We start from the raw sequence: 12,298 nt of genomic DNA on the forward strand, positions 1-12,298 counted from the left end.
TCGCGGCGTTGCGCGCGATCGCCTGGCATCCGGCGGCGCGCGGTCTGGCCGATGATGCCGCGGTGCTCGAAGTGGGCGGCGAAACGCTGGTGCTGACGCATGATGCCATGGTCGAAGGGGTGCACTTCCTGCCCGGACAGGACGCGGCCGACGTGGCCTGGAAGCTGGTGGCGACGAACATGTCGGACCTGGCCGCCAAAGGCGCCGAGCCGGTGGGCGTGCTGCTGGGCTATACGCTGGGCGGGGATGACGACGCGCGGTTCGTGGAAGGGCTGGACGCGGCGCTGGCGCATTACGGCGCGTCGCTGCTGGGGGGCGACACGGTTGCCGGCAACGGCGCGCGCGTTCTGGGCCTTACCGCGATCGGCCGGGCGACGTATCGGCCGGTTCCGGGGCGCGATGGCGCATGGCCGGGCGAGGCGCTGTGGATCACCGGCCCGGTCGGCGCGGCGATGATGGGCTTCGAGGCGCTGCGCGACGGCACTGGCGGCGATTCGCTGGCCTATCGCCGCCCCGTCGCGCTGCTGGGCCAGGGGCAGGCGCTCGCCCCGCATGTCAGCGCGATGATGGACGTTTCGGACGGCCTGCTGCTCGATGCCTGGCGCCTCGCGCGCGCCAGCGGCGTGAGCATCGACATCGCGCGCATGGCCGTGCCCATCGCCGCGCCCGAGGCGCGGCGTGACGACGCGCTGCGCTGGGGCGACGATTACCAGTTGCTGTTCACCGCGCCGCCCGAGGCCGCCCTGCCCGTCCCGGCAACGCGAATCGGCCTGCTCGCGCCGCCGGGCGCCGCGCCGCTGACGCTCGACGGGATCGACGTGGGCGAAGCCGGGCTCGGCTACGAACACTGAAAGCCGGCCCCGCAGCGAGCGGGGGCCGCGAGCACGGCAAGCCGCTGCTGGCAGTATCGCCCTTCATGACCGGCAAAAGACCGGGAATTGTGCTTGCCTCGGCCAGGGCTTGGCCTTAGCCCTTCCTCTTGTGCGGCAGAAATAGCCGTGACAAACACAAGATAAGCAGGAGGGGGCGTTCTGTGAATCTGATCACGATCGCGATTGGTCTGGGGCTTCTGGCCCTCGTTTACGGCCTTGTCACCAGCCGTCAGGTGCTCAGTGCATCGGCCGGCAACGAAAAAATGCAGGAAATCGCCGCGGCCATCCAGGAAGGCGCGCAGGCCTATCTGAAACGGCAATATACCACCATCGCGATCGTCGGCGTGGTCGTCGCGGTGGTCATCCTGGCGACGCTGGGGCACATTTCGGCGATCGGCTTCGTGATCGGCGCGATCCTTTCGGGCGTGGCCGGCTTCATCGGCATGAACATTTCGGTCCGCGCCAACGTGCGCACCGCCGCCGCCGCGCAGAAAGGCCTGCAGCAAGGGCTGACGCTGGCGTTCCGCGCCGGCGCCATCACGGGCCTGCTGGTGGCCGGCCTCGCGCTGCTCGCGATCTCGGTGTTCTTCTGGTACCTGACCGGGCCGGGCGGCTACACCGTCGGCGGCGAGGACCGCACCGTGGTCGAGGCGCTGACCGCGCTGGCCTTCGGCGCCTCGCTGATCTCCATCTTCGCGCGTCTGGGCGGCGGCATCTTCACCAAGGCGGCCGACGTGGGCGCGGACCTTGTCGGCAAAGTCGAGGCCGGGATTCCCGAGGACGATCCGCGCAATCCGGCGGTGATCGCCGACAACGTGGGCGACAACGTGGGCGACTGCGCCGGCATGGCCGCCGACCTGTTCGAGACTTACGTCGTCACCGTCGGCGCCACCATGGTGCTCACCGCGCTGCTGATGAAGGGCGCGGACAACCTGATGGGGCTGATGAGCCTGCCGCTGCTGATCGGCGGCGCCTGCATCGTCACTTCGATCATCGGCACCTATTTCGTCCGCCTGGGCGGCGGCAAGAACATCATGGGCGCGATGTACAAGGGCTTCCTCGTCACCGCGATCCTCTCGATCCCGGCGATCTGGTACATGACGCAGCTGGCGCTGGGCGACATGAACACCGTGATCGGCGGCGCCGGGCCGGGCGATCTGGCGCCGCTGAGCGGCGATGCGGCTGACCTGCCGGTGGTATCCGATACGATCGGCGGCTTCACCGGCATGGACCTGTTCTGGTGCTCCATGCTCGGCCTCGTCATCACCGGGCTGATCATCTGGATCACCGAATACTACACCGGCACGAACTTCCGCCCGGTGAAGTCGATCGCCAAGGCTTCGGAAACCGGCCACGGCACCAATGTCATCCAGGGCCTTGCGATCAGCCTTGAGGCGACCGCGCTGCCCACGCTGGTGATCGTCGCGGGCATCATCATCGCCTACCAGCTCGCGGGCCTGATCGGCATCGCCTATGCGGCCACCGCCATGCTGGCGCTGGCGGGCATGGTCGTCGCGCTCGATGCCTATGGCCCCGTCACCGACAATGCCGGCGGCATTGCCGAGATGGCCGGCCTGGATGACAGCGTGCGCGAGAAGACCGACGCGCTCGACGCAGTGGGCAACACCACCAAGGCCGTGACCAAGGGCTATGCGATCGGATCGGCCGGCCTGGCCGCGCTGGTGCTGTTCGCCGCCTATACCACCGATCTTGGCGTGTTCTTCCCCGATCTCGAGGTCGATTTCAGCCTGGAGAACCCCTACGTCATCGTCGGCCTGCTGCTGGGTGCGTTGCTGCCTTACCTGTTCGGCTCGATGGGCATGACCGCCGTGGGCCGCGCGGCGGGTGACGTGGTGAAGGACGTGCGCGACCAGTTCGCCGCCGATCCGGGGATCATGGCCGGCACCTCGCGGCCGAACTACGCCCGGACGGTCGACCTGGTGACCAAGGCGGCGATCAAGGAAATGATCGTGCCCTCGCTGCTGCCAGTGCTCGCGCCGATCGTGGTCTATTTCGTGATCTCGTGGGTCGCCGGGCCGGAGAACGGCTTCGCCGCGCTGGGCGCGCTGCTGCTGGGCGTGATCGTCGGCGGCCTGTTCGTGGCGCTTTCGATGACCTCGGGTGGCGGCGCGTGGGACAATGCGAAGAAATACATCGAGGACGGCCATCACGGCGGCAAGGGCTCCGAAGCCCACAAGGCGGCCGTGACGGGCGATACCGTGGGCGATCCCTACAAGGACACCGCGGGCCCCGCCGTGAACCCGATGATCAAGATCACCAACATCGTCGCGCTGCTGCTGCTGGCCGCGCTGGCGACTGGCTGACCCCATCCCGTGTGGAACCGGGAAAGCCCCGTCCGGTTCATGCCGGGCGGGGCTTTTCATTTGCCGCCAACCATTAGCATTTCGTTGAGCAACCGCTGCTAGACCCGATCCTGCGGCATCGTAAGCCGCGTGGTGCGAAGGTTAACGGGTGGCGACCAGGGCGCAGTTCCAGCTCCGACCCGCCGGGCAAGCGGCCCCGGCGCGCGGCGCGCTGCCTGCCGGGCGGATCACCTGCGTGCCCTGGCGCGACCTGGCCGGCGAGATCGAGGCCTGGGATGCCCTGGCCGCGCGCGCCAGCGAGCCCAATCCCTTCTTCGAAAGCTGGTACCTGCTCCCCTCGCTCACGCATCTCGCCCGCGAAGGCGAAGTGGCGATACTGCGCTATGAGGAGGACGGGCGGCTGGCGGGGCTGCTGCCGATCGTGCGATCGGCGCGCTATTACCGCTGGCCAGTGCCGAACATTGCCAACTGGCTCCATGCCAATTGCTTCTGCGGCGTGCCGCTGGTGGCGCAAGGCAGCGAAGTGCCGTTCTGGCAAGCACTGCTGCGCTGGGCCGATCGCGCGCCCGGCCTCGCGCTGTTCCTGCACTTGCGCGGCATCCCGCTGGGCGGGCCGATGCACGCCGCGCTCGAAGGCGTGCTGGCCGGCGAGTGGCGGCAGGCCGAGATCGTCCATCGCGAAAGCCGCGCGATGCTCTCGTCGGACCTGGCGCCCGACGCTTATCTGGAAGCCTCGCTCTCGGGCAAGAAGCGCAAGGAATTGCGCCGCCAGGCCAATCGGCTGGCCGAGGAAGGCTCGGTCGAAATCACGCGCCATACCGACGATGCCGATCTGCGCCACTGGATCGATTCGTTCCTGGCGCTGGAGGAATCGGGCTGGAAAGGCAAGGCGGGCTCCGCCCTCGCCTCGAACCTGGCCACCACCGCGCTGTTCCGCGAGGCTTTGACCGGGGCCGCCGAGCGCGGCCGGCTTGAACGCCTCAGCCTTTCGCTCAACGGCTGGCCGCTGGCCATGCTGGCCACCTTCGTCACGCCGCCCGGCGCCTATTCGTTCAAGACCGCGTTCGACGAGGACTATGCCCGCTTCTCGCCCGGCGTGCTGCTGCAGCGCGAGAACCTGGCGATGCTCGAACACGCCGATGTCGACTGGAGCGATAGCTGCGCCGCCGCCGACCATCCGATGATCGACCATTTCTGGCGCGAGCGCCGCGCCGTCGGCCGGCTTTCGATCGCCATCGGCGGGCGCTTGCGGCGCGCGCTGTTCGGCCTGTTCGTCCACGCCGAAATCGCTCGCAACCCCGCAGGACAGGACCCATGAGCATCTTTCCACCCGAAGCCCGAGAGGCGTTTTCCGCCGCCTATCCCGAGGTTCCCCACAAACTCGTCCACAGGCTGGATCACCATCCGCTGATGGAGCTGGACGCGCTGGCGACCCTGGCGGAAACGCTGCCCGAAGCCTCGATCGAATACAATTTCGCCGACCAGCCCATCGGCATCGACGGCAAGCCGACGCCCACCGGCATCCCGATCGGCGAGACGATCCGCAATATCGAGCGCAGCAACAGCTGGGCCGCGCTCAAGAACATCGAGCAGGTGCCCGCCTATGCCGGCCTGCTGGCCGAACTGCTTGACGAGCTTCGCCCCGCGATCGAAGCGCGCACCGGCAAGATGCTGAAGACGCAGGGCTTCGTCTTCGTCACATCACCCAACGGGGTGACGCCCTATCACTTCGATCCCGAGCACAACATCCTGCTGCAGATCCGCGGATCGAAAGTCATGACCCAGTTTCCCGCCGGCGATGCGCTCTACGCGCCCGACGAAGTGCACGAGACCTACCACACCGGCGGCGGACGCGAACTGCACTGGCGCGACGAACTGGCGGCCGGCGGCCGCGAATTCGCCATCGGCCCGGGGGAGGCGCTGTTCGTGCCGGTGATGGCGCCGCATTTCGTGCGCAACGGGCCGGCGCCCTCGATCTCGCTGTCGATCACCTGGCGGTCCGAATGGAGCTTCGCCGAAGCCGATGCCCGCGCGTTCAACAGCGTGCTGCGCCGCATCGGCCTCAAACCCGCGAGCACCGGCCGCTGGCCGCACCGCAATCTGGCCAAGGCCTATGGCTGGCGCCTGCTGCGCAAGGTGGGCGCGACCGGATAAGGCGCGGCATTCACCCGCCGGGGTGATAGAAATCGTAGACCGTCTGCGCTACCGCCACCGAGATTCCGGGCGCGCGCTGCAAATCCTCCAGGCTGGCCGCGCGCACTTTGCCCGCCGTACCGAAATGCAGCAAAAGCGCGCGCTTGCGGGCCGGGCCAATGCCGGGAATCTCGTCGAGCGGACTGGCGGTGATGGCACGGCTGCGCTTCTCGCGATGCGCGCCGATGGCAAAGCGGTGGACCTCGTCGCGCAAGCGCTGAAGATAGAACAGCAGCGGCGAATTGACCGGCAGCATCTTTTCGCGCCCGTCGGGGAAATGGAACACCTCGCGCCCTTCGCGGCCGTGGTGCGGCCCCTTGGCGATGGCGATCAGCGGCACATCCTCAATGCCGAGTTCCTCGACAGCCTCGCGCACCGCGCTCATCTGTCCCTTGCCGCCGTCGATCAGCACGAGATCGGGCCAGGTGCCGGCATCGCGATCGGGATCTTCCTCGATCGCGCGGCCGAACCGGCGCGTCATGACTTCGCGCATCATCGCGAAATCGTCGTTGGACTGCGCCGCCTTGATGTTGAACTTGCGGTACTGGTTCCTGAGGAAGCCCTCGGGCCCGGCGACGACCATCGCCCCCACCGCCTTGGTGCCCTGGATATGGCTGTTGTCGTAGATCTCGATGCGCCGGGGCGGCTCGGCCAGTTCCAGGAATTCGGCCAGTTCGGCCATGATCCTGGCCTGCGTGCCGCGTTCGGCCAGCCGGCGGTCCAGCGCCTCCACCGCATTGCGCGTCGCCTGCGCGATCAGCCGGCGCCGCGCGCCGCGCTGCGGCACCGAGATTTCCACCTTGCCCCCCGCCATCGCGCGCAGCGCCTCGGCCAGCAGCGCGCTTTCGGGCAAGTCGCGATCGACCAGGATGCAGCGCGCGGGCGGCACTTCCTCATAGAACTGGGCCAGGAAGCTTTGCAGCACTTCCCCTTCGGGCAAGTCCTCGGTGTGGGTGGGGAAGAACGCGCGATGGCCCCAGTTCTGCCCGCCGCGAATGAAGAAGGCCTGGATGCCGATCTGCCCGCCCTTGCTGGCCATCGCGAAGATATCGGCATTGGCCAGCCCCTCGGCATTGATCGCCTGGCTGCCCTGGATGAAAGTCGCGGCCCGCAGCCGGTCGCGCAGCATGGCCGCGCGCTCGAAATCGAGCGCCTGTGCGGCCTGGGCCATCTGCTCCTCGATCTTGCGCTGCACCGCGCTCGATTTGCCGCCCAGGAAGTCCTTCGCCTCGCGCACCAGCTCGGCATAGCCCGCTTCGTCGATCCGGCCGACGCAAGGCGCCGAGCAGCGCTTGATCTGATAGAGCAGGCAGGGTCGATCGCGCCGCGCGAAGAAACTGTCGGTGCACGAGCGCAGCAAAAACAGCTTTTGCAAGGCGTTGATCGTGGTGTTCACCGATCCCGCGCTGGCGAACGGGCCATAGTAATCGCCCTTCGCCTTGCGCGCGCCGCGATGCTTCATGATGCGCGGAAAGGCATGATCGGCGCGCAGCAAAATGAACGGGAACGATTTGTCGTCGCGCAGCAAAACATTGTACGGCGGGCGAAAGCGCTTGATGAACTGCGCTTCCAGCAGCAGCGCCTCGGCTTCCGAATTGGTGGTGACGATCGTCATGCTGCGCGTCTGGCTGACCATGCGCTGCAACCGGCCGGGCAGGCGATCGACCTGCGTGTAATTCGCCACGCGGTTCTTCAGCGCGCGCGCCTTGCCGACATAGAGCACTTCACCGCGCGCGTCCTGCATCCGATAGACGCCGGGTGTGGGCGGCAGCGTGCGCACCGTGTCGCGGATCACTTCGCAGCCCCTGGCCAGATCAGGCTGGTCGGACCCGCGCACGGTGTAGGTAGCGCGATCCTCGTGGAAGCGCTCCTGCCCCTGGGGGTGATCGGGTGTGCCGGCCGGCGTGCGAGACATTCCCGCCAGATAGGCGATACGCGCCCGGTTGGGGAGCCCCGCCGGCCGGCGGTTCAGAACATCTTGCGCAAATCGATGCCGATCACCCGGCCTTGCGGGTCGCGATAGCCGCGCTGGTAAGCCAGCGGCACCTGCCCGTTGTCGTCCGTCACCTTCTGACGCGAATCGAGCAGGTTATCCACGGTGAACGACAGCCGCGCGCCCTTCAGGAACGGCATTTTCTCGACCAGGCCCTTGCGCTGGCCCAGATCGACGAACAGCCGTGCATCGACATTGAACACGCTGCCGAAGCGCAAGTCCGAACTGTCGGGCAGACCATTGCCGCGCACGGTTGCGGGCGCCGTCCAGCTTCCGTTGAGCCGCAGGCCCATGCCGTTCTTGAACAGCCCGCCTTCGAATTCCAACGCATGGCGCGCGACGCCGCCCGCCGCGATCGCATCGCCTTTCAGCGCATCGAGCACCGGACCGCCGGCCGCGATCGTCACGCGGTCGGTAAAGCGCCAGGTGTGATAGATCGACATGTTCCAGCGGCCCGCGCCGCCACCGGGCGGGCCGAATCCGGGGCCGCCCATCATGCCGGGGCCGCCGGGGCCGCCGCGCCCGCCCGCGCGCCCGCCGCCGCCGGCCGGCTGCGGGCCCAGGCTGCCCGAAAGGTTGAAGCCCCAGCGCATATGCGCGCTTTCGATCTTGTCGAACGTCACCGCGCGGCGATCGATCGCGATCAGCCGGCCCTCGCCATCGCGCGTCACGCGGTCGGGGAACGCGGCCTCGATCGCGGGCGTCAGCAGCGGAAAAGCCTGCGTCACGTCGGACGAACTGTTGCGGAAATATTCGACGATCATGTTCGAGCGTTGCAGGAACGGCAGTTCCCAGTTCGCCGAGATCTTGACGTCGCGCTGCTTTTCCTTGCGCAGATCGGGATTGCCGCCCGAAGTCACGGTGACGAGCGCCGCCTCTCCCCGGATGAAATCGTAGATCGGCACGTTGAAAGTCTGCACTTGCGGCGCGCCCAGCTGCGCCAGCGTGGGCGCGGCCTCGTCGGTCAGGTAGCTGGCCTGGAGGCTGAGCTTCTCGGTCGGCTTCCAGGTCAGCCCGGCGCTCCAGTCGAACAGCGAACCGAAGTCCGACAAGTGATCGATCCCGCCGCTGAAATTGAGGGAGACGTCGCCCGCCCCGCCCAGCACGCCGTCGCGGCGGCTGGTGAGCGGCAGCGACAGGTTCAGGCCGGCCGAGGCATCGCTGCGATCGAACACCACGCTGCCCATCGCGGTGCGCGTGTCGTTGCTGTTGCTGCGGTTGTAATCGAAGCCGCCGCGCAGCGTCAGCGCGGCATCGCCCGCCGGCAGCGAGAACGGCTTGCCCGATACCGTCACCAGCGAGCCGACCGTCAGCGTCTTCGAACGCGCGCGATCATAGCCGGCATCGGCCACCGCCGGCAGCGCGCCGGCGATGTCAAGATCGCCAGCGGCGGCGGCATCGACCAGTGCGCGGGTGTCGGCCCGCCGGTCCACCCGGGTCAACGCATCGGCATAGCTGCCATCGGCCGTGGCGGTAAGCTGCCAGGAACCAAGCGGCTTGTTCAGCGCCAGCCCGCCTTCGAACGTATCGCTGCCCGAGCGGCGCGCCAGCGGATCGCCCAGGCTGCGCAGCTCGCTGGCGCCATCGAGGTCGGTCAGCCGCACGGTATCGAGCCCGGAAAGCGAGCGGCTGTCGCTGCGCGTATAGGCGGCACTGGCGGTGAGCGAGCCGCCCAGCCCACCCTTGCCGATGCCCTTGGCCCAGGAGCCGTTGAGCGTGATCTCCCGGCTTGAATCGATCAGGCTGCGATAATCGGCCGGATCGGGATCGGTCGCCACCGTCGGAATGGCGTCCGCTTCCTGCTTGATGTGACGTTCGGCCTCGGTCAGCATCGAGCTTTCGGTGACTTTGGCCTCAAGGTTGATCCGGGCCGCGCCCTCCACGCGGAACAGGCTGCCTTCCAGTTCGTAATTGTCATAGCCGCCGCGCGTGGGCAGGTTGTACTCGCCGGCCGCCTGCTTGCTGGAGAACTTGTCCTTGAGGATGAAATTGACCACGCGCTGGTTGGGCGGATAGCCGAAGCGCAGCGCCACTTCCTCGGGCAGCACTTCCACGCGCCGGATCGCTTCGGGCGGAACGCTGCGCATTTCGCGGAAGTTCGCGATCCGCTGGCCGTTCAGCAGCACCACCGGGCGTCCCGCGCCCCGGCCGCGCCCACTGGAGGTCTGCGGCGCGATCGCGTCGAGCAGTTCGCTGATCGAGGACACGCCATAGGAGGCGACATCTTCCTCGTCCAGCGTCAGGATCGGGGGCTGCGCGGTATCGACCTGGCCCTTGATGCGATCGGCGATGACGAGAATCTCGTTGCCGATCGCCGTGATGTCCTGATCGTGCTGCGGCGCGTCATCGGTGCCCGTGGCCGGCGCCGCGGGCGCGCCGGTTTCCTGCGCCGCGAGAGCGGCGGGAGAAGCGGCGGCAATGAGGGAAACGAGGAAGAGAGAACGCAAAATATGATCTCCAAAGCGCCGAAAACTGCCCTTTCCTTCCCGAGCGCCGAAATGACCGGCGGCGGGCGGAGAGGCAAGGGCGGTTCGGGTATTAATTTGTCGCAAGGCGGTTTACGCACAGATGAACCGCCGAGGCTTCCAATTTGGCGCGGCGATGGCTATGTCGCGCCGCAATGAACAAAGAACCCAACGGAAACTGATCGCCAATGGCGAAAGAAGAACTCCTCGAGATGCGTGGGAAGGTGGTCGAACTCCTTCCCAACGCGATGTTCCGCGTAGAGCTGGAGAACGGTCACGAAATCCTCGGTCACACTGCCGGCAAGATGCGCAAGAACCGCATCCGCGTGCTGGTGGGTGACGAAGTGCTCGTCGAACTCACGCCTTATGACCTGACCAAGGGGCGCATCACGTACCGCTTCATGCCCGGTCGTGGCGGCCCCGGCTCGTATTGACGCCTTGCCGCCAAGCAGTGGCCCGCCCGAAGGCGGACAACCCGCCCCCCGATTGATCCTCGCCTCGGCCAGCCCGCGCCGACGCGAACTGATCGCCCGGCTGGGCCTGGTCCCGGTGGATATCCGGGCAGCCGACATCGATGAAACGCCCCGCCCGCGCGAGGTGCCGCGCGATTATGCCCGGCGCATGGCGCGGGAAAAGGCGCTGGCCGTACCCGGCGAAGGCGCGCACGTGCTGGCGGGCGACACCGTGGTCGCGGCCGGCCGCCGCATTCTGCCCAAGACGGAAGACGCGGCGACCGCGCGGCAATGCCTGGCGCTGCTCTCGGGCCGGCGCCACCGCGTGCTTTCAGCGATCGCGCTCAAGGCGCCCGACGGTTCGCTGCACGAGCGCCTGTCCGAAACGATCGTGCGGTTCAAGCCGCTCTCGCAAGCCGAGATCGCCGACTACATCGCCAGCGGCGAATGGGCGGGCAAGGCGGGGGGCTATGCCATCCAGGGGGCTGCCGAAGGGCTGATCGCGTGGATTTCCGGCAGCCACTCGGGCGTCGTCGGCCTGCCGCTGTTCGAAACGCGCGCGCTGCTCAAGGCGGCGGGCTTCGCAATTGGCTGAGTGGCTGGTCGAACAGGGGATTGGCGAGGATCGCGCGATCCTGCTGGATGGCGGCGCAGTCATCGCCGCACGGCTTGACTGGCCGGGGCGCCTCGCGCCCGGCGAAATCGCCGATGCCGTGCTGGTCGCGCGGCGCGCCGGATCGAGCCGGGGCACGCTGCGCTTCCCCGGCGGCGAGGAAGCGCTGATCGACAACCTCCCGCGCGAAGCCAGCGAAGGCGCGCCGCTCCGTGCCGAAGTCACGCGCGCCGCGATCGCCGAAACGGGCCGCCACAAGCGCGCGCAAGCCCGGCTGACCGATGCCCCGCCTCGCCCCGCGCCCACCCTTGCGGCCGCGCTGGCGGCTCAGGGGAACGCGGTGCGCGTGGTCCGGCGCTTTCCCGACGATCCCTGGCCCGAGCTGTTCACCGATGCCTGGGACGGCCAGATCGCGTTCGAGAGCGGCGGCCTCATCGTCAGCCCCACCCCGGCCATGACGCTGATCGACATCGACGGCACGCTGCCGCCGCGCGCCTTGTCGCTCGCCGCGATACCGGCGCTGGCGCGGGCGATCCGCCAGTTCGATCTGGGCGGCGCCATCGGCATCGATTTCCCCTCGCTCGAACGCCGGGAGGATCGCCGCGCGGTGGACGAGGCGCTGGCCTTGGCGCTGGCCGACTGGCCGCACCAGCGCACGGCGATGAACGGCTTCGGCTTCGTCCAGCTTGTCGCCCGGCTGGAACGGCCCTCGCTGGTCCACCGGCTGGCGCGCGATCGCGTGGCCGCCGCCGCGCGCCTGCTGCTGCGCCTGGCCGAGCGCGTGGACATGCCGGGAACGCTGGAACTCACCGCCAATCCGGCGGTCCGCGCCGCCGTCACGCCTAAATGGGAAGTGGAACTGGCCCGCCGCACCGGCCGCGCGATCGCCTGGCGCGAAGACGCGGGCCTTGCGATCGCGGCCGGTTTCGCGCAGGCCATCGCATCATGACTCGCTCCGAACGCAAATGCCCGATCTGCGGCAAGCCCCGCGTGGCCGAACACAGCCCGTTCTGCTCGCAGCGCTGCCGCGACCGCGACCTGGTGCGCTGGCTCGACGATGGCTATGCCCTGCCCGGTCCCGCGCTGCCGCCCGATATCGACCCGGACGATTGATTGGGGGCTTGCCAAGCCCGCCCGGCTTCGCCATAGGCGCTGCTCCATCGCTCGCCGGTCCTTCGGGGCCGCCGCCGAAGCGACGCCCGGGTAGCTCAGTTGGTAGAGCACATGACTGAAAATCATGGTGTCGGCGGTTCGATTCCGTCCCCGGGCACCATTCTCGCTTTGCTCGAACGCTGCTGCAGGCATTGTTTGTGGTTCGGACTTCGTCCGATTGGGGGCACCACCTTCCAGTTCACCGGGGATCACCCCGAAAGTACCCTCCGAAGT

The 12,298-nt window shown here is 68.1% G+C and carries 10 protein-coding genes and 1 tRNA gene; 9 read left to right on the plus strand and 2 right to left on the minus strand.

Going from position 1 to position 12,298, the window contains the following annotated elements; genetic code table 11:
- Positions 1-8: 8 nt before the first annotated feature.
- The 4 genes from thiL to PYV00_RS09665 all read left to right on the plus strand — a co-directional run bounded on the left by thiL (position 9) and on the right by PYV00_RS09665 (position 5,350).
- Positions 9-851 (plus strand): thiamine-phosphate kinase, encoded by an 843-nt coding sequence (thiL, locus tag PYV00_RS09650; protein ID WP_275228054.1) that lies wholly within the window; start codon positions 9-11, stop codon positions 849-851.
- Between the two features lie 182 nt (positions 852-1,033).
- Positions 1,034-3,196: a sodium-translocating pyrophosphatase gene (locus PYV00_RS09655; RefSeq protein WP_275228055.1), complete on the plus strand. Its 2,163-nt coding sequence runs from the start codon at positions 1,034-1,036 to the stop codon at positions 3,194-3,196.
- A 148-nt stretch (positions 3,197-3,344) separates the two neighbouring features.
- Positions 3,345-4,514, plus strand: a complete 1,170-nt coding sequence (locus tag PYV00_RS09660; protein ID WP_275228056.1) for a GNAT family N-acetyltransferase — start codon at positions 3,345-3,347, stop codon at positions 4,512-4,514.
- Entirely contained in the window at positions 4,511-5,350 is an 840-nt protein-coding gene (locus tag PYV00_RS09665; RefSeq protein WP_275228057.1) for a transcriptional regulator, read from the plus strand. Before PYV00_RS09660 ends, PYV00_RS09665 begins: the two co-directional genes overlap by 4 nt.
- 10 nt (positions 5,351-5,360) lie before the next feature.
- Here PYV00_RS09665 and uvrC read toward each other — a convergent pair whose 3' ends face one another.
- Complete coding sequence (gene uvrC / locus PYV00_RS09670; RefSeq protein ID WP_275228058.1) at positions 5,361-7,304, minus strand: excinuclease ABC subunit UvrC; 1,944 nt, start codon at positions 7,302-7,304, stop codon at positions 5,361-5,363.
- A gap of 53 nt (positions 7,305-7,357) precedes the next feature.
- Positions 7,358-9,829 (minus strand): TonB-dependent receptor domain-containing protein, encoded by a 2,472-nt coding sequence (locus PYV00_RS09675; protein WP_275228059.1) that lies wholly within the window; start codon positions 9,827-9,829, stop codon positions 7,358-7,360.
- Between the two features lie 206 nt (positions 9,830-10,035).
- Between PYV00_RS09675 and infA the strand changes: the two genes are divergently transcribed.
- The 5 genes from infA (at position 10,036) to PYV00_RS09700 (ending at position 12,185) form a co-directional block, all read left to right on the plus strand.
- Positions 10,036-10,281: a translation initiation factor IF-1 gene (gene infA, locus PYV00_RS09680; RefSeq protein WP_058735963.1), complete on the plus strand. Its 246-nt coding sequence runs from the start codon at positions 10,036-10,038 to the stop codon at positions 10,279-10,281.
- A gap of 52 nt (positions 10,282-10,333) precedes the next feature.
- Complete coding sequence (locus PYV00_RS09685) at positions 10,334-10,894, plus strand: Maf family protein (RefSeq protein ID WP_342803802.1); 561 nt, start codon at positions 10,334-10,336, stop codon at positions 10,892-10,894.
- Positions 10,887-11,861 carry a ribonuclease gene (locus PYV00_RS09690; protein ID WP_275228061.1) on the plus strand — a complete coding sequence of 325 codons (975 nt, stop codon included), beginning with the start codon at positions 10,887-10,889 and terminating at the stop codon, positions 11,859-11,861. Before PYV00_RS09685 ends, PYV00_RS09690 begins: the two co-directional genes overlap by 8 nt.
- Positions 11,858-12,025, plus strand: coding sequence for a DNA gyrase inhibitor YacG (gene yacG, locus PYV00_RS09695; protein WP_275228062.1), 168 nt, complete (start codon positions 11,858-11,860; stop codon positions 12,023-12,025). Before PYV00_RS09690 ends, yacG begins: the two co-directional genes overlap by 4 nt.
- An 84-nt stretch (positions 12,026-12,109) precedes the next feature.
- Positions 12,110-12,185, plus strand: a tRNA-Phe gene (locus PYV00_RS09700).
- The last annotated feature ends 113 nt before the right edge of the window (positions 12,186-12,298 follow it).

Origin of the sequence: Novosphingobium album (ex Liu et al. 2023), assembly GCF_029076845.1 — a bacterium.
In the GTDB taxonomy this organism is placed as follows: Bacteria; Pseudomonadota; Alphaproteobacteria; order Sphingomonadales; family Sphingomonadaceae; genus Novosphingobium.